The sequence below is a fragment of the Streptomyces vilmorinianum genome (genome assembly GCF_005517195.1).
Classification (GTDB): Bacteria; Actinomycetota; Actinomycetes; order Streptomycetales; family Streptomycetaceae; genus Streptomyces; species Streptomyces vilmorinianum.
Genome location: NZ_CP040244.1, coordinates 7,198,851 through 7,224,970, shown reverse-complemented (window position 1 = coordinate 7,224,970; position 26,120 = coordinate 7,198,851). Strand labels below are relative to the sequence as shown.

Sequence of the window (26,120 nt, the reverse complement as noted above, 5' to 3'; positions counted from 1 at the left end):
GCCGAGGGGTCCGCATCCTGACCAGGATGCGGACCCCTCGTGCGTGCGCGCCCGGTCTTCCCGATCCATGAGAGTCGCTTGCACTCGCATGGGTCGAGTGCTAATCATTGCGTTAGCACTCTGAAGGTGAGAGTGCTTACGAGGATCGGGCAGACGAGGCCCGCTGGCCAGGTGGGGCAAGGAACCGCCGGGCAGGCAGGCCGTCCGTCGCGGGCGTCGGCGCGGTCCTGGAGCGTTATCCACCCCATGTCCGGGAGGACCACTTCACATGGCCAAGATCATCGCGTTCGACGAGGAGGCACGGCGCGGTCTCGAGCGCGGGATGAACCAGCTCGCCGACGCCGTCAAGGTCACCCTTGGCCCCAAGGGCCGGAACGTCGTCCTCGAGAAGAAGTGGGGCGCCCCCACGATCACCAACGATGGTGTGTCCATCGCCAAGGAGATCGAGCTCGAGGACCCGTACGAGAAGATCGGCGCCGAGCTGGTCAAGGAAGTCGCCAAGAAGACGGACGACGTCGCCGGTGACGGTACGACCACCGCGACCGTTCTCGCCCAGGCGCTCGTCCGCGAGGGCCTGCGCAACGTGGCCGCCGGCGCCAACCCGATGGCTCTGAAGCGCGGCATCGAGAAGGCCGTCGAGGCCGTCTCGGGCGCCCTGCTCGAGCAGGCGAAGGATGTCGAGACCAAGGAGCAGATCGCTTCCACGGCCTCCATCTCCGCCGCCGACACCCAGATCGGCGAGCTCATCGCCGAGGCCATGGACAAGGTCGGCAAGGAAGGCGTCATCACCGTCGAGGAGTCCCAGACCTTCGGTCTGGAGCTGGAGCTCACCGAGGGTATGCGCTTCGACAAGGGCTACATCTCGGCGTACTTCGCGACCGACATGGAGCGCATGGAGGCGGCCCTGGATGACCCGTACATCCTGATCGTCAACTCCAAGATCTCCTCCGTGAAGGACCTGCTCCCGCTCCTGGAGAAGGTCATGCAGTCGGGCAAGCCGCTGCTGATCATCGCCGAGGACGTCGAGGGCGAGGCCCTGTCGACCCTGGTCGTCAACAAGATCCGCGGCACCTTCAAGTCCGTCGCCGTCAAGGCCCCGGGCTTCGGCGACCGCCGCAAGGCCATGCTGAACGACATCGCCATCCTCACGGGCGGCACGGTCATCTCCGAGGAGGTCGGCCTCAAGCTCGAGAACGCCGGCCTGGACCTGCTGGGCCGCGCCCGCAAGGTCGTCATCACCAAGGACGAGACCACGATCGTCGACGGTGCCGGTGAGAGCGACCAGGTTGCCGGTCGCGTCAACCAGATCCGCGCCGAGATCGAGAACTCGGACAGCGACTACGACCGCGAGAAGCTGCAGGAGCGCCTGGCGAAGCTCGCCGGCGGTGTTGCGGTCATCAAGGCCGGCGCCGCGACCGAGGTCGAGCTCAAGGAGCGCAAGCACCGCATCGAGGACGCCGTTCGCAACGCGAAGGCGGCCGTCGAGGAGGGCATCGTCGCCGGTGGTGGCGTGGCCCTGCTGCAGGCCTCCTCGGTCTTCGAGAAGCTCGAGCTGGACCTGACGGGCGACGAGGCCACCGGTGCCAACATCGTCAAGCTGGCGCTCGAGGCCCCGCTGAAGCAGATCGCCGTCAACGCCGGCCTCGAGGGCGGCGTCGTGGCGGAGAAGGTCCGCAACCTGCCCGTCGGCCACGGCCTCAACGCCGCGACCAACGAGTACGTGGACCTCATCGCCGAGGGCATCATCGACCCGGCGAAGGTGACGCGTTCCGCCCTGCAGAACGCGGCCTCCATCGCCGCGCTGTTCCTGACCACCGAGGCCGTCATCGCCGACAAGCCGGAGAAGGCCGCCGCGCCGGCCGGCGGCGGCATGCCGGGCGGTGACATGGACTTCTGATCCTTCTGGATCGGAAGCTCCTCGCTGACGCGACCGAGGGCGGCACTCCCTGCTGGGGGTGCCGCCCTCGGGCGTTCGGGGTGATGCTGGTGGAGTGGCATCCCTCACGACGGGAGCGGATCCATGATCACGTTGCTGACGACACCGGCCGACCGCGAGCTGGTCATCACCCGGACCTTCGACGCCCCGCCCGCCCGCGTCTGGGAGGCGTGGACGAAGCCCGAGCACGTCCGCCAGTGGTACGGAGTGGCCGCGCTGCCCACGGTGGTCTGCGAGATCGACCTCCGGGTCGGGGGCGCCTGGCGCTGGGGCCAGAGGGCGCCGGACGGCCGGGAGATCGTCTTCTCCGGCACGTACGAGGAGATCGTCCCGAACGAGCGCCTCGTCTACACGGAGGTCTTCGAACTGATGCCGGGCCCGCCGGTCCACGTGACGCTCACCTTCGACGACACCCCGGACCGCGGCACGGCCCTGACGAGCACATCGATCTGGCCGTCCTCCGAGATCCGGGACCAGGCGCTGGCGACGGGGATGGAGGCGGGCGTGAAGGAAGAGTACGACCGCCTCGCGGCGTACCTGGAGACGATGTGAGCCTGGACGTCCCGCGCCTGGCCGCCGGGGCGTTCGAGCTGCGCCCGTGGGAGCGCGCCGACCTCCCGCTGGTGGAGGAGGCGTCGACGGACCCGTACATCCCGCTGATCACGACCGTCCCGCCGGTCTACTCGCCGACGGAGGGCGAGGCCTACCTCCGCCGCCAGTGGAGCCGCGCGGAGACCGGCGCCGGCTACCCCTTCGTCATCGTCCGCCGCCGCGACACCCACCCGGTCGGCATGATCGGCCTCTGGCTGCGCGACCTCCCGGAGGGCCGCGCGACCCTCGGCTACTGGATCGCCCCCTCCTACCGCGGCGAGGGCGCGGCGGCCGCGGCACTGACGGCGGTGAGCGACTGGGCCCTGACCGAACTGGGCGTCCCCCGCCTCCAGTTGCTCGTCGAACCCTGGAACGACGCCTCGTCCCGCACGGCGGAACGCGCGGGCTTCGCCCGGGAGGGCCTGCTGCGCTCCTGGCAGGAGGTGGGCGGTGAGCGGCGGGACATGGTGATGTACGGGCGGGTGCGGGGAGGCGGGGGTCAGCCGTAGTCCTTGGGCTTCCGGGCGTTCAGGGCAGCTCGCGGCGGACCAGCGCGCGGGCGAAGGGCTCGCCCGTCCTTCGGGCGTACGTCATCCGCTCACGGACCTCGCCGAGCGTCCGGGGCCGGTACCCGGGGCCGCCGCAGCAGCTCTTGTGGAACCGCACACCCGCGTTCAGCAGCACCGAGAGCGTGCGCCACGCCGCTGTGTCCCGGCGGCGGGGAGCGGCGAAGGCGGAGCCGACATGGATCAGTGTCCGCGCGCAGCGCGGGCAGCGTCGCTCGCTGCTGCTCTGCCGGTCGCCGTAGGGCTGCTTGTACGAGGCCCGGCACGGCAGGCAGACGCAGGAGGTCTTCGCGTAGCCCATGGGGGAAGGGTAAGGGGGATCAGGGCCGGGTCTCCCACCACCCTGGGCACGACCGACGGCTGGTCCGACCGATTCGGGCCCTGTTACGGCTGCGTGGTCACGGCGCAGGTGACCTCGGCCGAGCCCGGCGCGACCACTCGCACCGTCACGCTGGAGTCCACCCGCGAGCTCAAGCCCGTGCGCTTCTTCAGCGCCTCGGGCCGGTACGTGCACTTCCTCGCCACCGAGAACTCATGGGGCCGCTCGGTCGTCGCGGACATCGAGGCGGGCCAGGTGCTCCGAGTCGCTGTGGGGCAACCGGCTCTGGGTCGCGTCCACGACGGACGACACCGTCTCCGCGATCGACCTGCGCACGGGCGCGACCATCGAGACGATCGACCTCGGGACTGACTGCCGGTCCTACAGCTTCGACGTCGTCGGCAATGGATCTACTCGCTCTGCCCGGACGGAACCTCCGCGACGGTGTACGACCGGGACAAGAAGGCCTCGGTCGACTTCCAGATCCCCCGCTCCACCCAGGCACACCTCGGTGACGGATTCTCGCCTACTCCACCACCGCGGGCCTGGCCGGGGACGACGGCTTCGGTGACCTGCTGGTGATGGACACGGCGGGTCTGGTGTCGATGTACCGGGGTACGGGCGCGGGCGCTGTGTCGGCGCGGATCGCGGGGACGGGGGCGGCGTTCCCGACGTCCTCGGTGCTGGTGCCGTTCGGTGACGTCGACGGCGACCGCTGCGCGGACGTGCTGGTGAAGGTCGGCGACCAGCTGCGGGCGTACCGCCCGGGGTGCGGAAAGCTGGTGTCGGCGTCGTCGCCGTACACGCTGATCGGCGCGGGCTGGGGGCAGTACGACGTGCTGACCTCGCCGGGCGATGTGAATGGCGACGGGTTCGTGGACCTGGTCGTGCGTCAGGCGTCGACCGGTGACATGTACTTCTACGCCGGTACGGCCGACCACCGGGTGAAGGCCCGGGTCCGGTTCGGTACGAACTGGAAGCTGTACACGAAGATCGTCGGCGCGGGCGACCTGAACGGCGACGGCCGCGGTGATCTGCTGGGCGTGGACGCGTCGGGTGTGTTGTGGCGCTACTACGGCACGGCGACCGGCGGCGTGTCGGCGCGGGTCAAGGTCGGCGGCGGCTGGGGCGTGTACTCCTCCCTGGTCGGTGTGGGCGACCTGTCGGGTGACGGTCGCGCCGACCTGGTGGCACGGGACACGGCCGGCAAACTGTGGCGGTACAGCGGCACGGGAACGGGCCTGTACGGCGCGCGGGTGCTGATCGGCACGGGCGGCTGGAACGGCTTCAAGGGCCTGTACTGAGCCGGGAGGCTCCGCTGTCGATCTGGGGCTTGGCCTCTCTCCGTACGGTACGGAGAGAGGCCAAGCCCTTTCGTTCGGGTCAGCGGGCGTAGTCCTTGAGCTTCTCGGTGTCGAGGGTGATGTCGACGGGGCCGGGGAGGGGCGCGGTGGCGCCGAAGGGGTACGCGGCGCGGTGCTGGTAGACACCGTGCCGGGGCTCGCTGAAGACGATGAGGGAGCCAGCCTCGCGGTCGACGAGGAGATAGACGGGGATCTCGGCGGCGGCGTATCCGTCGCGCTTCTCGATGCGGTCGCGGCGGTGGGTGTCGGAGTCGTGGGACGTGATCTCGACGACCATGAGGACGCCCTCGGGCTCGCCCCACTCGGGCTTGGCCGCGAAGTGCCCGAGTGGGGCGAGGGTTCCGTCCGGCTTCGCGCAGCCTTTGCGGTACGTCTTGATGGCCATGCCCCACTCCGGGTAGAGGCCGAGCTCGGGACGGTGCTGCATGCACTGGCGCATGAGCCACATGTAGATCTCAGCGTGATCGCCGTCAGGCACGGGCTTGACCCTCAGTTCTCCGTTGATCAGTTCGAGGGTGACGCCCTCGGGTGCCACTCGGGCGAGTTCCTTGAAGTCGTCGACGTCGATCGGGCCGTGTCTGACGACGAGCCGGCCGTTCAGGAATTCGAGCTCCACCCCTTCCGGAGCGCGCTCGGCGAGTTCCTCGAAGTCCTCGACGGAGATGTCCGGGCGGTCATTGGCGGTGCTGGGGGTCATGGCTTCGCCTCCTCCCCTCCATCGTGCCCCGCCATCGGTGCGGATGAGCTGAACCGTCATGTGGGAGTCCCTTCTCGGGCACGGATGGCCGCCGCGTGGGCGTGGACGCGGGCGGCGGGGAGGGGGATGCGAGGGCGCGGGGTGGGGGGTTCGCCCCGGCAGGGGCCGCATTCGCCCTCGTGCAGGGCCTCGGCGTAGCCGGGGGCGCCGCACCTGGTGCACTCCAGGAGGCGGAGGCGTGGCCGGTCGCGACGGATGGGCTCGGGTGGGAGCTTGGTGGTGAGGCGCCTGCGGGCGAGGGCGGCCGGGTGGTGGACGGGGGTCGGCAGGCCGGTGGTGAGGGCACGCGTCACGTCGTCCTCGGTGGCGTCCCGGGCGAACCAGTCGTTGACCAGGGGCGCGAGGGCCTGGCACTCGGCGTGGGAGAGGGACATCGCGGAGTTCGTACGGCCGAGGGCGGCGAGGAGGACGTACGCGCGGGAGAGGGTGGGTCGCTGCCTCGGCACGTCTCCGCGCTCGAAGGCGGACCACCAGGCGTCGTCATGTGCCGTACGGGACCACCACGTTCGGGTGATCCAACGCCCGTTGAGGCACTCGCGTCCACGGCGCAGATGTCCGGCCCGGGTGATGCGGGTGAGGGCGGTGCGCACGGCGCACTGGCCGTAGGGGAGGTGCTTGGCCAGCATCTTCACGGACATGTCGCTGCCGTCGGGGAGGCGATCGACGTACGCGGCGATGGCGGCCTCGCGGGGCCGGAGGTGTGCGAAGTCGGTGGGGGAGGGCGGGAGTTGGTGCGGGGTGGAGCGTTTGCCGTAGCCCGGGTTGGCAAGGGGGTGGGGCTCAGCACTAAGCTCGGCGACAGCCATGGATCGGACCTCGTCAGCCTTCGATCGGTGGTCAGACCCCCGCAGGTGTTCCCGCACCTGGTGGGGGTCGTTCGTTTTCCGGACACGCTAGAGGCATATGACGCTGCGTGGCAAGTCGGTCGCGTGGAGTCAACTCTTGGGGTGGGCGGGCGGGTTGAACCCAGACCCGTACCCCTTCCGTAGAACAGGGCTCGAAGCCCGGAGCTTGAGCTTCGGGATGGTCGGATACGGTGACGGCGTGACGGAAAGCCTGCCCCCCGACGTGGCCGAGGTGCTTGAGGCCGTCCTGAACACGGATGATCCGCTTCACCTTGCGCTGCGTCGGCAGATTCCGTACCTCAGTGTCCACGGTCGCTGCACATGCGGGTGCGGCACCGCGTACTTCGACCTCGACACGAGCGCCGTTCCGGCGGCACCTACCGAGACCACCACGGGCGTGGCAGCCGAGGCGCAGCTGTTCACCGAAGCCGGGGAGTGCCCCGGGGAGATCCTCGTGTTCACGCAGGGTGGGTACCTGTCGTGGCTTGAGGTCTGTTCCTGGAGCGATGACATCGAGGTGACGCTGACCGCCGCCCGGCGGTGGCTGCGGCCACACCGCTGACCCGCGTTCGGCCGCCGAGGCCGTAAAGCGGTGGACAGTCCTCTGGTGCTGGGCGAGCATCGCCGCGATGAACAGCGAATCTCTCTCCATCACCAAGCGCGTCCGCTTCGTCGAGCTCAACGCAAGGGCGCTGCGGGCGCTCGCCGACGGTGACCTCGCCGGCGGCAGCGCCGAGGCCGGGGTCGTCCTCGACGAACACTTCGTAGGGGACCGGGCCCGTGCGATCTTCGGGTATCGCGCTGACCAGCTCGCCAAGGACCCGTCCGTCGCTCCCTGGACCGTGCGGGCGGCGGTGTCCGAGCCGGACGGGGTCGTCGTCGGCGACGCCGGGTTCCATGGGCCGCCGGACGAGGCGGGCATGGTCGAGGTCGGCTACACCGTCGTGCCCGGGTACCGCCGCCGGGGCTATGCCCGCGCCATGCTGAGGGAACTGCTCGTCAGGGCCGCTGCCGAACCCGGTGTCAGGACCGTGCGGGCCACCATCAGATCCGACAACGCCGCCTCCCTGGCCACCATCGCGGGCTTCGGTTTCACGCGCGTCGGCGAGCAGGGGAACGAGCGCGACGGGCTCTCGATCGTCTTCGAGGTCCCGGTGGACGCGATTCAGGCCATCAGCAGGCGCCGTCGGTGACGGTCGCGGTGGCGCGGTAGAAGGCGAGGCTGCCGGGGGTGGGGGGCGGCGGGTCCGGGGCTCCCGGCAGGAGGACAGGGGGCTGCTTGTCCAGGGTCAGGGTGATGCGCACGCAGTACTGGGTCTCGGTGTCCTCGGTGCTGACGTTGTAGCCGTCCTCGTCCCGGCGCGCGTCGACACCGTGGCCCGGACCGGTACCGCTCTCCCGGATCGCCTCCGCGATCAGGTGGCCGTGGTCGCTGTCCGGGGTGGTGCGGTGGCGCTTGCTGTTCACGTCCTGGACGCCCTTGTGGACGGCCTCGCGGAATTCGCCCTCGCTCCAGTGCACGCTGCTGTAGTACCCGTACAACACGCCGATCGCGACGAACGGCGTGAGGATGAAGAGGGCGCGTCCGACCGGGTTGCGACGGTTGTACATGTACTGGCCGGACCGCCCGTGTCGTATGAAGACGGGCTCGTCGTTCAACGAGCTGCCCTCACGCCGCCGACGAACTCCGCCCAGGCGGCCTCCAGGCAGTTGCCGCCGTCGACGCCGCTGTAGCTGGACGTGAACCAGACGGCCGTGCCCAGGACGTCATCGGATGCGCTGATCTCCATGGGCGTCATCCTCCACCACGGACTCGATCAGGGCCAGGGACTCGCGGGGGCGGTCGCCTTGACCAGACCCCCACCCCGCCCCGGGGGGTAGCCCCACCCGGGACTGTCCCGGCTGCCGGATGGGGGTGTGAGGCTCCGTCAACAAGGCTTGTGCCATGACGACTTACGGACGCACCAGCCTGGCTCTCGCCCTCTCCACCGCCGCTGTCGCGGCCTCCCTCACTGCCCTCACCGCCGTCGCCCGCGCCGCCGAACCCGTCGCCCTCCTCGACTGGAAGGCGTGCGGGCCCGCCGGGCTCGGGCAGGAGTGCGCCACCCTGTCCGTGCCGCAGGACTACCGCGACCCCGACGGGCCCCGGCTCGACCTCGCCGTCTCCCGGATCAGCAGCACGCGGCCCGAGGCGCGGCGCGGGACGCTCATGGTGATTCCGGGCGGGCCCGGGAGCTCCGGGGTGCAGCGGCTGTCGCAGAAGGGGGCCGCGCTGGTCGAGGAGCTGGGTGGGGCGTACGACCTTGTGGCCTTCGATCCGCGGGGGGTCGGCGGCAGTTCGACCGCGCGCTGCGGGCTCCCGGACGACGACCGGCGACTGGTGAACCTGCGGTCCTGGCCCGCCGCCGACGGGTCGATCGACGAGAACGTCGCACGGTCCCGGCGGACCGCCGAGGCCTGTCTGCGCAACGGCGGGGAGCGGCTGCTCAGCTTCACCACCGCGAACCAGGTCCGCGACCTGGACCGGCTCCGGCAGGCGCTGGGGGAGGAGAAGATCTCCGCGTACGCGGTCTCCTACGGGACGTACGTCGGGGCCGTGTACGCGCAGAAGTACCCGCGGCACACCGACCGCTGGGTCCTGGACAGCAGCAGCGACCCGGACCCGAAGCGGGTCGCGCAGGGCTGGATGCGGTACATGGCGCAGGGCGCGGAGGAGCGGTTCCCCGACTTCGCGGCGTGGGCGGCGCACCCGGACCGGGCGGAGGTGGGGCTGCGGCTTGCCGAACGGGCCGAGGACGTACGGCCGTTGGTGCTCGACCTCGCAGCGCGCCTGGACCGGGAGCCGAAGGAGTCCGCCACTCCCGGCGTACCGCTGACCGGGAACGTGCTCCGGCAGGCGCTCCAGAACGCCCTGTACTCCGACGGCGCGTTCCCGTCCTTCGCCCGGCTGGTGCGGGACGCCCGGGACCCGCGCGCCACGCCCGTCCTGCCCGGGGCCCTGGTCGCGCCCCTGCCGGATACGGACGCCGCGATCACCATCGGCGTGATCTGCAACGACGTGAAGTGGTCCGGGTCCGTACGCGGCTACGACCGCGCCGTCGCCACCGACCGTGCCCGCCACCCGCTCACCGCCGGGTTGCCCGCCAACATCACGCCCTGCTCCTTCTGGAAGGCCCCGGTCGAGAAGCCCACCCGGATCACCGACGACGGGGCCTCCGACATCCTGATGATCCAGAGCCTGCGCGACCCCGCCACCCCCTACGCCGCCGGCCTGAAGATGCGCGCCGCCCTGGGCGAGCGCGCCCGCCTGGTCACGGTCGACCAGGGCGGGCACGGAATGTACCTGGGCAACGGGAACGCGTGCGGGGACCGGGCGGTGACGGCGTTCCTGCGCGACGGGGTGCGGCCGGCGGCGGACACGTACTGCGGGTAGCGGCAGGGCCCGCTCCTCCGGCCAGTACGGCGGAGGGGCGGGCCCTGGTTTCCTGGGTGGGCCGTCATTCACACGCCGATGAGGCCGGCCGCCGTCCCGCAGACCGCTGCGCCGAGGGTGCAGAGGTCGGCGATCCAGGAGATCCTGACCTTCTTGGACATCGGGACGCTGCTCGCGCGGGACCGGTTTCGTCTGACACGCGACTCGATGCGTTCGACCGCCCGGTCCGCGGAGCCCACGAAGTTGTCGATCAAGGAGCCTCCGAAGGAGGTCGCGTGGATCTCGTGTCCCGCGCGCGTCACGATGTTCAGCGTCCCTCCTCCGCCTCCGCCTATCCGTGCGATGTCCGTGTAAGGAACGGTGTAGGTCATCAGCGGATTGACGACGACGAGGCTGTCGTCACGCAGGGTGATGCGGGAGCCGCTGACACGCTGCGTGAGGGCCACGATTCCGAGAGCGACGGCTGTGCCTGACAGCGGACCTCCTTCGAAGCCCGTGGAGAAACCCGCCGCGACGAGACCGGCAGCCACGGTCCCGAAAACGAGAGTGAGGGACCAGGAAAGGATCTTCTGGGACGTCCGTCGCAGAGTCTCGTCGGAATTCTTGCGTGACATGGGGATACGTTCTTCCTGATATTGATGGTCCCATGGGCACGGAGTGGGGTGGTGGGGATATGCGCCCGCCACCCCACTCCGACGCGAAAGCTAACAGCCTCCGAACAGGTTTCCGGCGCTCAGGCTACCCGCACCGCAGAAGCCCGCGTTGAACCCCGCGTTGATGCCCATGTTTCCGTAGGTGGCGCCCCAATTGATCGCTCCCTTGGGATTGTCGATCAACACCGGCGACTTGCGGCCTCCGCCGACCCCGCGGACACCCGGGACCTTGGTCTTGATGACCTGGGGAACACGTGCGACGGCGTTGCCGCTATAGGCCGCGGACCAGCTCCTCGCGGCACCCGTCGCCCGGCCGAACGCGGCTGCGGCACCGCCGCCGACCGCTGTCCAGGCGAGGTCCTTGGCGAGTGCCTTGCCATCCCACTTTCCGTACCCGAGTCCGTCGCCGAGGAATTTCGCCCCGGCTATCGCCGCGCCGACCGCGATGCAGGTTCCTGCCGAGGCGACGACGCAGACTCCGAACGCGACAAGAGTGGAATAGAACTTGATGTCCTCCCAGTTGTCGCCGACCCATTGGCCGACGGACGATTCCTTCGCGTTGTCCCAGGCGTTGCTGAAGTTGCCCTTCATCAGGCTTCCCCAGACGCCGTCCTTCTTGCGCTGCTCCCGCTCGGCCTTCGCCTTCGCCTCGGCGAGGGCCTTCTGACGGGCGGCCGCCTGCTGCGCGGCCCGCTGCTGGGCGGCGCCGTCGTCGATCAGGTAGTGGGTGGGGTTCGCCTTGTAGGCCGCGTACTTCTGCTGGGAGACGGGGTCGTTCTTGGGCGTCTCCTTCCAGTTCCACTTCCCGCCCTCGTAGGTGTACCCGGCGTCCATGCCGCGGTCCTTCGCCCACTGGTTGTCGTGGTCGATGCCCTCGCCGGTCGGGCCGAGCGGACGGAGGCCGTCCGGGTCGGAGAACGTGACCGGGGAGTTGTTGGCGTAGCTGTAGCCGTTCAGCGACTGGGGCTGCTCCAGCGCGAGGAGCGGGTCGACGCTGATGAACTGACCGATGGACGGGTCGTACTCGCGTGCCCCGATGTGGGTGAGTCCCGTGCCCGCGTCGGCCGTCGCGCCGAGGAAGCCGCTGTCCGTGGGCCAGCCGCCGCCCGTCGTGGTGCCGCGGTCGGCGCCGAACGGGGCGGAGCGGCGCTTGACCGGCGCCTGGGTGGTGTCGGAGGCGATCGCCAGCGACTGGGTGCCGTGGTGGTCGCCCGCGAGGTAGAACAGCTTCTGGCTGCCCGACTGATTGGTGCGGACCGCGACGGTCTGGCCGGCCGCGCCGTAGCTGCGCTTGGCCCAGGTGGTGCCGTCGGCCCTGAGGTGCAGTTCCGTGGCGCCGAGGTAGAGGACGCGCTCGCCGCCCGCGGCCGAGCGGATCAGCAGGCTGCCGTCGGCGTCGTAGAGGTAGTCGGTGTCCTTTCCGCTCTCGGTGACCTTGCTGACCTTGCCCTCGGGGGACCAGGCGAGGTCCTGGGCGCCGGTGGCGCCGGGCCGCTTGGTGGTGTTGCCGCTGGCGTCGTACGCGTACCCGGGGGTGAACAGCCCGCAGCCGGAGCCGCTGGTGCCGCTCAGGGTGTGCGGCTTCGCACCGGTGTAGCAGTAGTCGGTGGCGGTGTCGCCCGCGGCGGTGTGCCGGGTGTGGCGGGTGCGCTGGCCCGCCGTGTTGTACGTGTACGAGTCCCAGTACGGGGCCGGGCCGCCGAGCGCGGAGGCGTTGCGGGCGTCCGCGCAGTTCTGCGAGGACGGGGTCCACGCCTCGGTGAGACGGCGGTGGCCGTCGTACGCGAAGCACTGGGTCTCGGCACCGGTGGTGCCGCCCAGCGTGGTCGGGTCGGCGATCGAGGTGATGTTGCCGGCCTGGTCGAAGCCGTAGTTCAGGTCCTGCAGCATGTACGGGTGTGTCTGGTCCGTCACATGGCTGCGGGTGAGCCGGCCGGTGCCCTCCTCGTAGGTGTTGGTGATGTAGACGTTCTTGGCGCCCGTACCGCCGGTGCCGAGCGTGAGCTGCTGCACCTGGCTGAGGGCCGAGTAGTCCGCGGCGCGCAGGTAGCCGGTCGCGCCGGTCACGGAGGTGACGTTGCCGAGACCGTTGTAGCCGTAGCCGACGATCTCGGAGGGCAGTCCGCCGAGTGCCGGTTCGGAGCTGTTCTGCAGGGTGCCGTCGATGTTGTAGTAGCTGGAGAAGTCGACGGTCGTGGGCGCGCCGGCGGCGACCAGCGGGTCGGAGGCCGGCAGGGTGAGCCGCGTCCCGGTGGGCCGGGACAGGCTGTCGTAGGCAGTGACGGACTTGGTGTACGCCGCGCCCGCTGTGCCGCCGACGTACCGGGTCGTGCTTTCGGGCAGGCCCTTGAGCACGGTGTCGTACGTCCGCGCCGTCAGCTGGTTGGCGTCGGTCTTGGACCCGTTCCAGGTGCCGGTCTGGCGGCCCAGCTCGTCGTAGGCGGTCAGAATCGACGTGCCACGGGCGTCCGTGGTCTTCACCGGCTGGTCGAGGGCGTCGTACTCGGTGGTCGAGGTGCCCTTGTCCGGGTCGCCGACGGTGGTCTGACGGCCGAACAGGTCGTAGCCGTACGTCCAGCCGGCGCCGTCGGGGCCGGTGATCGTCGTCTTCTTGTCGTCGAGCGTGTACGTGTACTTCACCGAGGCGTAGCCGGTGCCGAGCCCGCCGTACTGGGGGTCGGAGGGGCTGGTGGAGGCGTACTCGCGCGATTCCACCATCCGTCCGCGGGCGTCGGTGATGGTACGGGTGGCGTTGCCGCCCTGTACGGCGCTGGTGGCGGTGGAGTCACCGGTGTAGCTCGTCGTGGTGGTCCACTTCTTGACGCCGTAGACGTGGAGTGTGCTGGAGACGGCGCGGCCGGCCCCGTCGAAGACGGTCTCGGTCTGCGTCGGCGCCTCGCCGTACTCGGCCCGCGTGTACGTGCCGTTCGGCGCGGTGGTGGGGTCGAAGATGTCCGTGTACGTCTCGTAGGCGTGGCCGCGGGAGTCGTACCGGGTGTCGGTCAGCAGCCGCCCGCCCTGCGGGCTCGGCGCCTGGGTCTGCAGGGGACGCAGCAGCGCGTCGTACAGCGCGTAGCTGGTGTTGTAGGTGGTGCCGTCGGCCTTGAGGGACGAGGACGACACCCACGACGGGGCACTCGCCTGCATCTGGTAGGTGAAGGTGGTGGTCGCGGCCTGGCCCCCGGCCTTGGAGCGGTCGGGACCCCAGACCCCGGTCAGCCGGCCGAGGGCGTCATAGGCGCGCTCGGTCTTCTTCAGGTTCGCGTCGTAGGAGCGGACGGGGACGCCACGGCGCGGGTCGAGGTACTCGGCCGTGCGGAAGCCCTTGGCGTCGGTGTGGATGGTCCGGGTCAGCGGACCCTCGGTCGCGGGGGTGTAGGCCGTCGACGAGGGGTGGCCCGCGGCGTCGGTGGTCGACAGGGTGCGGCCCAGGACGTCGTACGTCTCGGTGGCGAGCGTCTGCCAGCTCGGGGTGCCGGTGCCGTCGTAGCCCTTGGCCCGGCCGGTCCAGGTGGCCAGGCCCTTGGTGGGGGTCTGGTTCTCGGTCCAGGTGGTGGCGTTCGGGTCGTCGTAGACGGTGGCGGTGTCGGAGAGGACGTCGCCGCGCGTGCCGGTGTCGGCGGGCAGGTCGAGGTCGGCGTCGGCGACGGTGCACTGCTTGCCCACGGTTCGGCTGCGGGAGACCAGGTCGGTCAGTCCGGCGGCGTCGTTGCGGGCGTACCAGGTGCGGGTGCAGGTCTCGTCACCGGCGGTGCCGTACAGGCCGGAGTCGTACTCCGTGACCGGCATGCCGTAGTCGTCGAAGGTGGTCTGGACGGCCCGGCGACGCCAGGTGTCCGAGGCGGTCAGGTACGTGTACGTGGTGGTCTGCTTGGTACGGACGTACCGGGCGACGTGGTCGGCCGAGTCCGGCACACCGGTCTGGCGCGCGGTCTCCTCGGACCACGGCTGGTAGGCGGCGACGGAGATCGGCTGGGCGCCGTCGTAGACGACCTTCTCGCGCAGCTGTCCGGCGTACTGGTCGCTGTCGGTGAGGGTGGCGAGGCCGACGGCGGGCTGGGCCAGCGGCGCGAGCGTCACCGACTTGGTGGTGCCGTCCTTCTTCTTGTCGCCGTGCATGCCCTGCATGTAGAGGGAGACGGTCTTGTGCTGCGGCTTGGTGGTGCCGGACGCGCCGCTGTAGACGGTCACCTCGCGGTAGCCGCGCCAGTCGGACCAGGTGCGCTCGCTCTGCGGAGTGAAGGGGGAGTCGCTGTGGTGCCAGGCGGCGCCCGCGTACGCGTACGAGTTCTCGACCGACTCGCTGTGGCCCGCCGGGTCGGAGGTGACCACGGCGAGGACGCGGTACTTGTGGAACCAGTCGACGGAGGCTTCCTGGGCCCCGTTGATGTTCCAGAACTGCGGGTAGCAGCTACGGGTGTTGGTGTCCTCGGCGGCTCCGAGGACCTCGCTGCGCACGCACTCGGGCGCGGAGAGGGTGACCGTGGTGATGGCGCCGGTCTCGGACGTGATCGTGGAGATCCGGGGCCGGGTCAGCGGCAGGATGTCGTCCGTGCCGTCCACCCGGTTGGGAAGCAGCTGGTACGTGAAGCCGATCGGGGCCACCGTGATGGCGGTGCCGGCCTTGGCGGTGCGCTGGAGCGACTTCAGCGTCAGCACGTGGTCGGAGGAGTCGCCGATGTCACCGCCGTCCAGGTACTGCTGCGTGAGCTTCCAGGAGTCCACCGGGTCGTAGGCGGCGGTCGAGGCGTTCCAGGTGAAGGTGTCGACGCCGGTCAGCCGCTTGCGTGAGAAGAACGACGGCGAGGTCGTGTAGCAGCCGGTGGCGTCCTTGGCGCAGAGCGCGTCGAAGGGGACGTCCGGCCAGTTCTCGGCGGTCTCCTTGGTCAGCGAGGAGCAGTCGGCGGCGGTGCAGCGCTCGGCGTGAGCGAAGGTGACCTTGGCGTCGGCCTTGTCGGAGAACAGGGCGGCCGCGCGGAGACCGTAGTCGATCTCCCTCAGGTAACCGCCGCGCGTGTACGGCGTGTTCGCCGTGGTCGCCTTGTTGCGGGGGTAGTGGTTGGTCTCCGCCGTGTACCAGTACGTGGCGGCGTTGCCGTAGGGGTCCTCGACGTAGTCGAGGTTCCAGCGCCAGGCCTGGTTGAGCCAGCGGTCGGCGAACGTGGAGCCCTTGGAGTAGCCGGGCTCGCCGGAGTCGTCGCCGAACACCGGGACGGTCCAGGTGGAGTTGGTGCGCTCGGTGCCCGCGCCCGCCAGCTTGTTCAGGCCGAAGACGTACTTCGTTCCGTCGCCGGTGGTGACGGTCCAGTGCTCGCCGTCGTCGTCGCCGTTGTCGGCGCCGGTGGAGCGGACCACTTTGGAGGCGTCGTCGTCGGACAGCCGCCACGCGCCGGTGGTGGAGTCCTTCACCAGCTTCGACGACTTGCCGTTCAGCACCAGGGTGGCGTTCTCGTACTTCCAGCACTGGTCGTACAGACCGCTGTGACCGTCCTTGTCACAGCTGCCGTAGGCGCGCTCGATGTACGACTCGGTGATGCTGAAGCCCTCACCGGTCGCGCTGCCCTGGTTGTTGGAGGTGGCGGTGCGGCCGTCGATACTGCCCGAGTCGTAGGAGAGGGACAGCGACGGGGCGGGGCCGGCGGCCGCCGACGGCAGCGGGAACTCGTGGGACCAGGAGAACGATCCCGAGCTCTTGCCGGCCTCCCAGGACGACGACGCCGCCAGCGGGGTGGCGGAGTAGTTGCCCGTACCGGAGGAGGACGGGCCCGAGCCGCCGGAGGCGGTCAGGGCGAACACGGAGCCGCTCTCGACGCTCTGCGTGGACACGCCCGCCACGTTGGCGCGGTCGAGCGAGACGGCGGCGGTGAGGGTGTGGGCGGAGATGTCGTTGGTCGACTCCACGGCGGTCTGCGTACGGCACTCCGCCCTTTCGGGCGTGGTCAGCGCGCAGTCGGGGAGCTGGACGAGCCGCAGCCGTCCGCCCCAGCCGCCGCCCACGGCGCCGGCGAGGGTGCTGTAGTCGATGCGCAGGTCGGCCCGGCCGGGCTGCTCGGCGGCGGCGGTCAGCAGGACGCCGGTGATCCCGACGCGGCGGGACGCGTCCTGGTTCAGGACGGCCACCTCGACGGTGCCCGCGGCCGGGTTCTGCGCGCCGGCGTCGGCGGTGGTACGCGTGGAGGGGCCGGTGCTCTTCGGTGCGGAGAGGCTGACGGGCAGTCCGCCCGGCGTGGCGGCGGCGGCCTTGCCCGGGGCGAGGCCGACGGTCGCCTCCCCTCCGGAGGGCCAGGAGGACGTGCGCTCGGCCGCCGCCTCGCGGGCGAGCGCGGCGTCCGCCTTCCGCTCCTTGGCCACGCGGTCGCGGTCGCGCTTCGCCCCGAGGGCGGACACCTCCTTGACCTTGCTCGGCCGGGAGTCCGGTACATCGGGCCGGCCCAGGGCCTCCGCGGCCACCGCGACCGGAGCCAGCCCGGTCGGGACGGCGAGCGCCATGGTCAGGACGGTCGCCACCGGGCGGGCCCGGAAGCGGGCTCTGCGCCGCGCCGTTCCGCCCGGTGGGCTCGTCGGGGTGGGTATGCCGAATCTCATGGGTGCCTTCTTCGTCCTTCGTCCGGTCCCCGAAGCGGGGGACAGATGGAATCGGCGGCGGGCGGAGCCGGACCGGGACCGGGACCGGATGGAGAAGGGAGCCGGGAGGGTGCCCTCGGCCGTGGTGCCGGGTCACGAGGGCGCGGCCGAACCGGCCCGCCGCAGGGGCGTACGCCGGGACCGTGCCCGGGGTACGCGTTCCCCGGAGGGCCGTCGCTGGCGGACGGCCCTCCGGGGAAGGGTCAGTCGCCGATGAACTCGGTGATCTGCGTCGGCGAGGCCATGGCGCCGGCCCACACACGGAGGTCCGTGAGGCGCACGGGCAGGTGGTGCTGCCAGGAACCACCGTCGAACGCCATGCCGACGGCGAACTCGCCGGAGCCGCTCACCGGGGCGAACGGGGTGGAATCACCCTGGCGGTTGTGGCCGAGGTAGAGGCTGACCTTCGGTTCTCCGCCGTCAGAGGCGTCGAACACGCCGGTCAGCCGGACGGCGCTGTCGAGCGCGGCGGGGGCACTCGACGTCACCGAGGTGAGGGTGCCGTCGCTGTTGAGGCGTCCGAAGTGCCACGTTCCGATGGGGATCGTGCGCTCCTCGAAGGTCTCCTCGTCGAGGACCGTCTCCTTGCCGGTCAGCTTGAACCACAGACCCCAGGAGGAGCCGTCGGCGGTGCGCTGGCCGAGGACCTGGCCCGTGTAGCCGATGCTCTTGGACGCCAGTGCGGTGCTGTCGAGTTCGGCCAGGGTGGTGACGGTGAACGAACCCGTGTCGTCTACCAGCGGTCCGGGGGCGGTGCCCGCGTCGTCCGTGCCGTCGAGCACGATCTGGCCGTCGGCGAGGGAGGCCCCGCCCGAGAGGGTCAGGGTGCGCCCGTAACCGGAGGTGCTGTCCGGGATGGTGGTCCCACTGCCCTGGGTGGCCGGCCAGTCGGCCACCAGCTCGGCGCCGGCGAAGCTCTCGGAGGTGAGCAGCTTCGACTCGTCGGCGATCTCGGTGGCGCTCAGCGTCCGCTGCCAGACGGCCACCTCGTCGATGGAGCCGACGGCGGGGTCGGTGTAGACGTCCGACCAGAAGACGCGGCCGATCTGGAGCGGCCCGGTGGAGGCCCAGGTCGTCGTGTAGGGCGCGGCGCCCTGAAGCCTGCCGTTGACGTAGAGGGCCACGGTCTTGGCCGTCCCGTCGTACACGCCGGTCAGATGGGTCCACACGCCCAGGGTGGCCGGGGCGGTGGACTTCACCCGGCTGTAGGACCAGCTGCCGTCCTTGGGGGCGTCGTTGTTGACGGCCCGGAAGGTCCACGCACCGTAGCTCTGCTCGTAGCCGAGGTAGAACAGGCTGCGATGGGTGCCGTTCTGGCTGACGAAGGTGCGATTGCGGCCGGCCTGGTCCATGCGGACCCAGGCGGAGACGGTGTAGGAGGAGCGGGTCTCCAGGACCTGACCGGAGGTGGCCGCGTAACCGCCGCTGCCGTCGAGGGCGAGGCCCTTGTCGGTGACCGGTGCGGGCAGTTCCGTGCCGTTGGTGTCGTGGGTGATCAGCCCGCGCCGTCCGCGGTCGTCGCGGATGGCGGCGCCGCCCAGCGACGCGTCATGACCGGAGCCCGTGGCGTCCAGTGCCGCTCCGGAGGACTCGTCGAAGTGCCACCGCGCGAGGGGCCCGGCGCCCGCGGCGACCAGGAAGTCCACCACGTTCTCCGCACCCCAGCGGCCCAGGTTGTCCTTGGCCTGCACGTAGAGCCGGTAGGTGCCCGAGCTGTCCGGGGTGATCTCCGCGGTCGCCGTGGAACCGCTCAGTGGCGTCCAGCCGGCGGTCTGGGTCAGCCGGTACTGGTAGGCCACGTTCGAGGTGTCCCCGTCCGCGGGGGAGAAGACGAAGGTCCCCTTCACGCCCGGACCACCCGCGCCCTGGCAGGCGTTGGCCGTGCATTCGGTGTAGGGCCCGCTGAAGGCGATCTTCGGCGCCTTGGGCGCGGTGGGGTCGACCTTGAAGTAGCACCAGCCGGTGGTGGAGGCGTTCGACGGACCCGAGAGGTAGTCGGTTCCGTTGTCGTAGTAGGAGCGCGTCCAGGCCCGGTAGCGGTAGAGCTTGCCCTCGCTCAGGGTCGACCAGTCGAGCGTCACCTTGACGTTGTCACCGACGAAGCCGCTGGTCGGTCGCACATCGCCGTTGCCCGGCGGGGTGTCGGACCAGGTGCCGTCGCTGTTCTTGTGGTCGATGTCGTAGCCGACCCGCAGCTTGGCACCCGACTCGCCGCCCGCCATGGTCTGGGGCGTCGCGGTCAGCGCCGGGGTCGGGTCGGAGACGACGGAGGGAGCGGACTCGGTGGTCGAGCACACCTGGCTGGTGCCGGCGACCACGCCGATGTTGCTCGGCTTGTCCGGCAGGCCGACGTACGTGACGGCGAGGACGGCGTCGTTCTTGAACCGCTTCCAGGCGGAGGTGTCGGACTCGTCGTGTGCCCGCAGCTCCAGGGTGAGCCGGGAGAACTTGCCCGCGGCGAAGTCCTTCACCGTCGGGGTCAGATTCTCGTTGGTCTCTTCCGGGTTGTCGTGGAACTCGATCGCAGCCTCCGGCTGCGAGGGGCTGCAGGCCGTGCCGCGGCCGGCCGAGACGTACCGGTCGCCCATCCAGTCCAGCTCTGTGGGCCGGCTGGACCAGGTCGTGGACGAGGAGATGTTGTTCGTACGGACCAGGTCGACCCAGCGCGCGTCACAGGTGAACGACCAGGTCTCGGTGGCACGGAACGTGGCGTCCAGGACTTGCTTGCCCTTGAGGCTGGCCGGCGAGAACTCGAAGTACAGCTTCTGGACGTAGCCGGGCCCGCAGTAGTAGCCGTTCCAGGTGCCGCACTTGCCGACGCCCTGGCCGCGGCCGTCGGAGCCGTTGTCCCAGCCGTACGACTCGTAGCCGTCGGAGCGCAGCAGAGTGCGCTCGGACTCGCCCCAGGTCACGGTGGGGTCGATGTAGAGGGGGTACTGCTCGGCGGGGGTCTCGCGGATCAGCTCCGGGTCGGGGACGACCGACACCGAGCCACGGCCGACCGTGGTCTTCATCTTCCGGACGGTGTCACCCTCGCCCGGCCGCTGCGAGCGGTCGACGTGCAGCTCACCCGAGTGGCCGCCGTTCGTGCCGGGGGCCGCGGGGCCGGCGTGACCGGAGGGCGGGGCGGCGCGGAGGAGTTCGGGGCGGGCGGTCTCGTCGGGCCGGCCGGCGGAGTTCCACATCTGGGCGGCGGGGGCGCGGAACACCGTGCGGCCCTGCTCGTCGGTGGCGGCCAGCGCGCCGCCGGGCATGGTGCGGATGGTCAGGCCGTCGGCCCTGAGTCCGTAGTCGATCTCGCGGAGCTGCGGGTTACGGGCGGCCTTGGGGGTCTTGACGACCAGGACCTGGCGGAACCCCTCCACGCTCGCGGTCATCTTGAGGTCCACGTCCGGCAGCACGTTCTTGTAGAGCGCGCTCGGGCCGTCAAGCTCGGGCGCGGGCAGCTTGCCCGGCCAGCCGAGGCGGAGGGAACGGCCGTGCTTGGTGATCGTCACCAGCTCGTCGCCGCTGCCGCCGCCGGAGAAGTCGACGTTCACGGCGGCGGCCTTGGGGGACACGGTGCCGTCGGCCTGACGGACCAGCGTGGCGTCGGGCTTCTGCCAGCCTCCGCCGGACTTCGTCACGCGGACGGGCACGGAGGACTGTTCGAGGGTGAAGGAGAAGCCGTCCGGGTTGGCGTAGGTCGTCGCGCGTTCGGTGCGCTCGCCGACCACCTCCACTCGCTGTCCGGTCTTCAGGGCCTCGGCGAGCGCCCTGTGCCCCTCGGTGAGGGCCGGTCCGTCCGCGGCGGTGGCGGCTGCGGACGGAGCCGCCGTCAGCGCGGGGATTCCCCCGACGAGGGCGGCGGCCACCATTCCGGCGATCGCGCGTCTACCGGAACTGGATCTGTCGCGTCGCCGAAGACCCGGCCACCCTCTGGCCATGGAGAACCCCCACACATATCGATCACTCAAAACGGAAGCAGAAGCAAAACCGTCTGACTCGCCGTTGGGCAAGTGAGGATCGAGGGGGTGTTGTATGCCGAGAAGTGAGCTGAAATGAGCTTATAAGGTCCAGAGCGATCTCCGGTTGATCTTCGTGTCGAGTGTGGATTTCCGGGGGCTCTGATGGGGGATTCGAACGCGAGGAGGGATGCGCCCGGGCATTAACCTTTGGCCTGTGCAAAGGAATTAATTCCCCGTCATGTTCGGGGGGTTGGTTCCGGGAGGCGGGCGCCGGCGGGGCATGCAGGGGGAGCGGGGCTCGCAGAGTTGTGATGGAAAGGTGACCTTCGGGTTTCGGGCGCGGCGGGCGGGTGGGACTCCGGCATTCCAGGTGATTCGTCCGGATTCATTCGCGTGACGTATTCGCGTGACGTATTCGCGTGATGTATTCACGTGACGAAACGTCAATCGGCGTCCGGGGTTTCTCCTTTGCGCAGGGCGGCGCGCAGGTGGCCCTGGGAGTTCTTGAGCCGCTGGTCGGCGGCCTTGGCATCGATGTCGGCGAGGATCATCAGGATCGCCGTCTTCACCTCCCCGTCCGCCGCCGCGAGGGCGCTTTCGATCTGCTCGTCCGGCGCGCCGGTGGCGAGGGCGACGATCCGCCGCGACCGTGCCTGGAGCTTGTCGTTGGAGGCGCGTACGTCGACCATCAGGTTTCCGTACGTCTTGCCGAGCCGGATCATCGTGATCGTCGAGATCATGTTGAGGACCAGCTTCTGGGCGGTGCCGGCCTTCAACCGGGTGGAGCCGGTGAGGAGTTCGGGGCCGGTGACGACCTCGATGCCGTGGTCGGCGGCCGCCGCCAGGGCGCTGTCCGGGTTGCCGGACAGGCCGATCGTCAACGCGCCCTTCGCGCGGGCGTGTTCGACCGCCCCGATCGCGTACGGGGTACGGCCGGAGGCGGAGATGCCGACCACCGTGTCCTCGGCGGTGATGTGGAGGGTGTCGAGGTCCCGCGCCGCGAGGTCCTTCGAGTCCTCGGCTCCCTCGACGGCCTTCACCATCGCCGTCGGGCCGCCCGCGATCAGGCCGAGGACCTCGGAGGGGTCGGTGTTGAAGGTGGGCGGGCACTCGCTCGCGTCGAGGACGCCGAGCCGGCCCGCCGTACCGGCTCCGGCGTAGATCAGCCGGCCGCCGCGGGCCATGCGCGCGGCGGTGGCGTCGATCGCGGCGGCGATCGCCGGGAGCTGGGCGGCGACGGCGGCGGGGACGGTCTGGTCCTCGGCGTTCATCAGCGCGGCGATCTCGGCGGTGGGGAGCTGGTCGATCTCGGCCAGTTCCGGACGGAACGCTTCGGTGGTGAGGGAGGCCAGTTGGGCGCGCAGTTCGGAGTACGTAGCAGACACGTGCGGCTCTTTCGCGGTTTACCGGGTGCGGGGGGAGTGCCGGTGGGCCAGGGCTTCGTACGACGCCGCGAGGGCGGGGGCCGCCGTCTCGTACGTACGTTGCGTGACGCAGGTGAACAGGCAGTCCACGACCAGGAGTTGGCTGGTACGGGACGACATGGCGGCGGGGCGCAGTTCGCTCTCGCGGGCCGTGGAGGTGGTCAGTATGTGATCGGCGTACTGCGTCACCGGCCCGTCCGGGCGGCCGGTGATCGCGACCGTGGTCGCGCCGTGGTCGAAGGCGACGCGCAGCGGTTCTATGACGTCGCCGGTCGAGCCGGAGTGGGTGATGGCGATGGCGACGTCCCCGGAGCGGAGCTGCACGGCGTTGGTGACGGCGAGGTGCGGGTCGCTGTGCGCGTGCGCGAGCAGGCCGATACGGAGCAGCTTCTGGCCGAGGTCCTGGGCGACGAGGCCGGAGGCGCCGACGCCGTAGATGTCGATGCGGCGGGCGGCGGCGAGGGCGGCGACGGCGGCGCCGAGCTGGACGGTGTCGAGTCCGGCGGCGGTGTCGGCGAGGGTCTGCTGCTCGTCGTAGGCGAGCTTGGCGACGACGTCGGCGATGGGGTCGTCGACGGCGATGTCGGCGGTGACGGAGGGCGCGCGGCCGGACTGCTGCTGGGCGGCGAGGCCGGCGAGGGCGAGGCGCAGGTCGCGGTAGCCGGGGTAGCCGAGGAGGCGTGCGGTGCGGACCACGGTCGCCTCGCTGGTGCCGGTGAGCTCGGCGAGGCCGGTGACCGTGAGGGCGGCGCAGCCGGCCGGGTCCCCGGCGACGGCCTCGGCGACGCGCTGCATGGAGCGGGTCATGGACGGCGCGAGGGTGCGTACCTTGGCGGCGAGGGCGGCGGGCGCGGGCGGGGCGTCGCGGCCGGGCTGCCCGGTGAAAATTTCCTTCACGTCATTGGTCACACCTGAAAGATATTTTCGGAGGTAGGGGGCGTCAAGACCCCCTGGGTCCCCACCGGGGAGGGGGAGAATGGCCGCATGGACGACATCGACCCCGTGGAACAGGCTCTTCATGCCGCCCGCGCCCTCGTGCTCGCCGATCTGGTCGCGCGCGAGGTCGCCATGGCCGAGGTCGTGTCGATGGTGGAGGACGCCGTCACGCACCGCCGCTGGTGGGTCGAGCAGTGGCCCGAAGGGCTCACGTACGTGGCCGGCCTGATCGCCCAGGACGTCCAGGACGCCCTGCTCGAACGGTACGGCCGCTGGCCGCTCTGCCCGGTCTGCTCCTCCGGCGACCCGCACGCCCTCGACGTCGAACCGGAACTCGGCCCCGACCCGCACTGGGTCTGCGGCAAACAGGGTGTGGTGGTCGCCCCCGTGGGCGGCCTCGCATGACCCTCTACATCGACCCGCCGACCTGGCCGGGCCATGGCCGCATGTGGTCGCACCTGGTCAGCGACGTCTCGTACGACGAACTCCACGCCTTCGCCGCCTCGATCGGCGCCCCGCCGCGCGCCTTCGAGCGCGACCACTACGACATCCCGTCGGACCGGTACGCGGACGCGGTGGCGGCGGGCGCGGTCGAGATCGGCTCGAAGGAACTCGTACGCCGGATCACGGAGGCGGGACTGCGGCGGCCGAAGTTCCCGCGACGGGAGCCGGAGCCGGGCGTCTGAGCCCTACTCCGTGAGGGCGGGAACCTTTTCCGACTGAGCGGTGGCGGTGGTGGCCTGCGGGGTGGAGGAAGCCACCACCCGCGAGCGGGACTTGTGCAGCCGCAGGGACAGCGCGACGGTCCCCAGCGCCACCACGGTCATCGCCGCGCCCGCCCACGCCGTCGCCGCGAAGCCGAAGTCCGCGTCGATGACCGTGCCGCCGAACCAGGGGCCCGCGGTGTTGCCCAGGTTGAAGGCCGCCGTCGTCGTGGCGCCCGCGAGGGTCGGGGCGGCGCCCGCCACGTTGAACATGCGGGCGTTGAGGGCGGGGGCGGTGTAGAAGGCAGAGACGCCCAGGAGGAAGGAGAGGGCGATCACGGCGACCGGGCTGGAGGCGAAGAAGGCCAGGGCGACCAGGAAGACCGTCGAGGCGGTGACACCGCTGAGCAGCACGCCGAAGAGGTGGGCGTCCGCGACCCGGCCGCCGATCGTCGTACCGATCAGTGCGCCGATGCCGAAGAGGCCGAGGATCGCGGAGACCCAGCGGGTGTCGATCCCGGCGACGTCCGTGATGACCGGGGCGAGGTACGAGAACGCGCAGAAGACGCCGCCCGCGGCGAGCGCGGTGATCACGATCGAGAGCAGCACCTGGCGGTCGCGGTAGATCACCAGCTCGCGCTTGAGGCGGGGCTTCGTCGCCGGGAGCGGGATGTGCGGGATGCGGGTGACCACGCCGACGAGGGCGACGGCGGAGGCCACGCCGACGGCCCAGAACGCGGAGCGCCAGCCGAGGTGCTCACCGAGGAAGGCGCCCGCGGGGACGCCGAGCACGTTGGCGATGGACAGCCCGCCGATCATGACCGCCATCGCCTTGGCGCGGGCACCGACCGGGACCATCGCGATGGCGACGGCGGCGCCGACCGCCCAGAACCCGGCGCAGGCGAGCGCGCTCACGACGCGCGAGGCGAAGAGGACGGCGTAGTTGGGCGCGAGGGCACCGGCGACCTGGCCGAGGCCGAAGACGGAGATCAGCGTGACCAGCGTCGTCTTGCGGGGCAGGCGCAGGGTCGCGACGGCGAGCAGCGGGGCGCCGACGACCATCCCGACGGCGAAGGCGGAGATGAGCAGGCCGGCGCGGGGGATGGAGACGTTCATGTCGTCGGCGATGGGTGGCAGAAGGCCGGACAGCATGAATTCGCTCGTGCCGAGCGCGAAGACGGAGAGGCCGAGGATGTAGACGGCGAGGGGCATCCGGGCGGGGCGAGCGCGCTCGGCGGAGGGTGACGGCATGACATGCGTCAACGGGCCGTTTGTGCCTGACATTCCCCCGCACGGGGATGTCTCGCGATCCGGACCGGGGCGCCACGGGGGCTTCGTCGTGGATCAGTAGTGGTAGCGGGCCTGGGCGATCTCCACGGCCTCATCCCGCACGCGGTACACCAGGCGGTGCTCGTCGGTGATCCGGCGGGACCACCATCCTGAGAGGGTTTCCTTGAGCGGTTCCGGCTTGCCGGCGCCCTCGAACGGCGTTCGCTGGATTTCCTTGATCAGACGGTTGATCCTCTTGAGGACCTTCGGGTCGGCTGTTGTCCAGTAGGTGTACTGGTCCCACGCCCGGCCGGAGAAGACGACCTTCACGCGGCGGACCCTTCGGTGTCGTCTGTGTCGATCAGTTCCCTGGCCTGGCCGCGGCCGGCGTCCAGCTCTGCGATGGACTCCATGAGGATCTGTGCGTTGCGCGGCGAGCGCAGGAGATACACCGTCTCCTGCCAGGAGCGGAAGTCCTCGGCGGACATGATGACGATGTCCCCGTGCTCGCGGGAGGTGACCTCTATCGGTTGGTGATCTTCGTTGACCTGCTTGATCAGCGGGTAGAAACGCTGGCGGGCCTCGTTCGCCGAAATCGACACGGTCTGACCTCCGAGCATGCCTGAACTTCGGGACTAGTCGTACGGCATTACCGTACCAGTCCCGAGTAGGCCGTGCTCAGCTCGCTCGGTCCGCCGGAGTGCCAGGCCAAGCACCCCAGCCCGCGCGAGGTTCCGGCCGTGCCGGGCCGG

23 protein-coding genes are annotated in these 26,120 nt (G+C 70.6%); 9 read left to right on the top strand and 14 right to left on the bottom strand.

Translation table 11 applies throughout. The features are described from left to right. Positions 1-268: 268 nt before the first annotated feature. The 3 genes from groL (at position 269) to FDM97_RS36735 (ending at position 3,036) form a co-directional block, all read left to right on the top strand. Entirely contained in the window at positions 269-1,897 is a 1,629-nt protein-coding gene (gene groL / locus FDM97_RS33605) for a chaperonin GroEL (protein WP_137994251.1), read from the top strand. 123 nt (positions 1,898-2,020) lie between these two features. After that, entirely contained in the window at positions 2,021-2,488 is a 468-nt protein-coding gene (locus FDM97_RS36740; RefSeq protein WP_254705845.1) for an SRPBCC family protein, read from the top strand. Continuing rightward, positions 2,485-3,036 (top strand): GNAT family N-acetyltransferase, encoded by a 552-nt coding sequence (locus FDM97_RS36735; protein ID WP_254705844.1) that lies wholly within the window; start codon positions 2,485-2,487, stop codon positions 3,034-3,036. The genes FDM97_RS36740 and FDM97_RS36735 overlap by 4 nt, the downstream gene beginning before the upstream one ends. 19 nt (positions 3,037-3,055) lie before the next feature. On the opposite strand, the gene FDM97_RS33595 is transcribed toward FDM97_RS36735, so the two are convergent. Continuing rightward, positions 3,056-3,394 carry a deoxyxylulose-5-phosphate synthase gene (locus FDM97_RS33595; RefSeq protein WP_137994249.1) on the bottom strand — a complete coding sequence of 113 codons (339 nt, stop codon included), beginning with the start codon at positions 3,392-3,394 and terminating at the stop codon, positions 3,056-3,058. Positions 3,395-3,477: 83 nt separating this feature from the next. After that, a complete protein-coding gene (locus FDM97_RS36095) occupies positions 3,478-3,654 on the bottom strand; it encodes a hypothetical protein (protein WP_175439331.1) in 177 nt (58 codons plus the stop codon). Positions 3,655-3,993: 339 nt separating this feature from the next. Between FDM97_RS36095 and FDM97_RS33590 the strand changes: the two genes are divergently transcribed. Further along, positions 3,994-4,716: an FG-GAP repeat domain-containing protein gene (locus FDM97_RS33590; RefSeq protein WP_254705843.1), complete on the top strand. Its 723-nt coding sequence runs from the start codon at positions 3,994-3,996 to the stop codon at positions 4,714-4,716. Positions 4,717-4,795: 79 nt separating this feature from the next. Here FDM97_RS33590 and FDM97_RS33585 read toward each other — a convergent pair whose 3' ends face one another. Together FDM97_RS33585 and FDM97_RS33580 are read right to left on the bottom strand one after the other, a co-directional pair. Then, positions 4,796-5,473, bottom strand: a complete 678-nt coding sequence (locus FDM97_RS33585; protein ID WP_137994248.1) for a Uma2 family endonuclease — start codon at positions 5,471-5,473, stop codon at positions 4,796-4,798. 56 nt (positions 5,474-5,529) lie between these two features. Further along, the gene (locus tag FDM97_RS33580) at positions 5,530-6,339 is read right to left on the bottom strand and encodes a hypothetical protein (protein WP_137994247.1); all 810 of its coding nucleotides are present in this window, start codon (positions 6,337-6,339) and stop codon (positions 5,530-5,532) included. A gap of 238 nt (positions 6,340-6,577) precedes the next feature. On the opposite strand from FDM97_RS33580, the gene FDM97_RS33575 reads away from it, so the two are divergent. Together FDM97_RS33575 and FDM97_RS33570 are read left to right on the top strand one after the other, a co-directional pair. Then, entirely contained in the window at positions 6,578-6,940 is a 363-nt protein-coding gene (locus FDM97_RS33575; protein ID WP_137994246.1) for a hypothetical protein, read from the top strand. A 67-nt stretch (positions 6,941-7,007) separates the two neighbouring features. Further along, positions 7,008-7,571, top strand: a complete 564-nt coding sequence (locus FDM97_RS33570; RefSeq protein ID WP_137994245.1) for a GNAT family N-acetyltransferase — start codon at positions 7,008-7,010, stop codon at positions 7,569-7,571. Here the strand turns inward: FDM97_RS33570 and FDM97_RS33565 are convergent. Further along, a complete protein-coding gene (locus FDM97_RS33565; RefSeq protein WP_137994244.1) occupies positions 7,552-8,037 on the bottom strand; it encodes a hypothetical protein in 486 nt (161 codons plus the stop codon). The genes FDM97_RS33570 and FDM97_RS33565 overlap by 20 nt on opposite strands. Further along, entirely contained in the window at positions 8,034-8,168 is a 135-nt protein-coding gene (locus tag FDM97_RS33560) for a DUF397 domain-containing protein (RefSeq protein ID WP_175439330.1), read from the bottom strand. The genes FDM97_RS33565 and FDM97_RS33560 overlap by 4 nt, the downstream gene beginning before the upstream one ends. 155 nt (positions 8,169-8,323) lie before the next feature. Between FDM97_RS33560 and FDM97_RS33555 the strand changes: the two genes are divergently transcribed. Then, positions 8,324-9,811 (top strand): alpha/beta hydrolase, encoded by a 1,488-nt coding sequence (locus FDM97_RS33555; RefSeq protein WP_137994242.1) that lies wholly within the window; start codon positions 8,324-8,326, stop codon positions 9,809-9,811. Positions 9,812-9,879: 68 nt separating this feature from the next. Here FDM97_RS33555 and FDM97_RS33550 read toward each other — a convergent pair whose 3' ends face one another. The 5 genes from FDM97_RS33550 to FDM97_RS33530 all read right to left on the bottom strand — a co-directional run bounded on the left by FDM97_RS33550 (position 9,880) and on the right by FDM97_RS33530 (position 23,368). Further along, positions 9,880-10,257, bottom strand: coding sequence for a hypothetical protein (locus FDM97_RS33550; RefSeq protein ID WP_137994241.1), 378 nt, complete (start codon positions 10,255-10,257; stop codon positions 9,880-9,882). Between the two features lie 258 nt (positions 10,258-10,515). Then, positions 10,516-17,049 carry an RHS repeat domain-containing protein gene (locus tag FDM97_RS33545; protein ID WP_137994240.1) on the bottom strand — a complete coding sequence of 2,178 codons (6,534 nt, stop codon included), beginning with the start codon at positions 17,047-17,049 and terminating at the stop codon, positions 10,516-10,518. Positions 17,050-17,291: 242 nt separating this feature from the next. Further along, a complete protein-coding gene (locus FDM97_RS33540; RefSeq protein ID WP_137994239.1) occupies positions 17,292-20,945 on the bottom strand; it encodes a LamG-like jellyroll fold domain-containing protein in 3,654 nt (1,217 codons plus the stop codon). A 533-nt stretch (positions 20,946-21,478) separates the two neighbouring features. Then, on the bottom strand, positions 21,479-22,420 hold the full coding sequence (murQ, locus tag FDM97_RS33535) for an N-acetylmuramic acid 6-phosphate etherase (RefSeq protein WP_137994238.1): 942 nt from the start codon (positions 22,418-22,420) through the stop codon (positions 21,479-21,481). Positions 22,421-22,438: 18 nt separating this feature from the next. Continuing rightward, entirely contained in the window at positions 22,439-23,368 is a 930-nt protein-coding gene (locus FDM97_RS33530) for a MurR/RpiR family transcriptional regulator (protein WP_137994237.1), read from the bottom strand. 75 nt (positions 23,369-23,443) lie between these two features. On the opposite strand from FDM97_RS33530, the gene FDM97_RS33525 reads away from it, so the two are divergent. Together FDM97_RS33525 and FDM97_RS33520 are read left to right on the top strand one after the other, a co-directional pair. Then, on the top strand, positions 23,444-23,800 hold the full coding sequence (locus tag FDM97_RS33525) for a hypothetical protein (RefSeq protein ID WP_137994236.1): 357 nt from the start codon (positions 23,444-23,446) through the stop codon (positions 23,798-23,800). Next, entirely contained in the window at positions 23,797-24,081 is a 285-nt protein-coding gene (locus FDM97_RS33520) for a DUF4031 domain-containing protein (RefSeq protein ID WP_137994235.1), read from the top strand. Before FDM97_RS33525 ends, FDM97_RS33520 begins: the two co-directional genes overlap by 4 nt. A 3-nt stretch (positions 24,082-24,084) precedes the next feature. Here FDM97_RS33520 and FDM97_RS33515 read toward each other — a convergent pair whose 3' ends face one another. From FDM97_RS33515 to FDM97_RS33505, 3 genes are all read right to left on the bottom strand, one after another. Then, a complete protein-coding gene (locus FDM97_RS33515; RefSeq protein WP_175439449.1) occupies positions 24,085-25,311 on the bottom strand; it encodes a Cmx/CmrA family chloramphenicol efflux MFS transporter in 1,227 nt (408 codons plus the stop codon). 132 nt (positions 25,312-25,443) lie between these two features. Next, on the bottom strand, positions 25,444-25,698 hold the full coding sequence (locus FDM97_RS33510; RefSeq protein ID WP_137994233.1) for a Txe/YoeB family addiction module toxin: 255 nt from the start codon (positions 25,696-25,698) through the stop codon (positions 25,444-25,446). Then, complete coding sequence (locus tag FDM97_RS33505; RefSeq protein WP_137994232.1) at positions 25,695-25,970, bottom strand: type II toxin-antitoxin system Phd/YefM family antitoxin; 276 nt, start codon at positions 25,968-25,970, stop codon at positions 25,695-25,697. Before FDM97_RS33505 ends, FDM97_RS33510 begins: the two co-directional genes overlap by 4 nt. Positions 25,971-26,120: the final 150 nt, after the last annotated feature.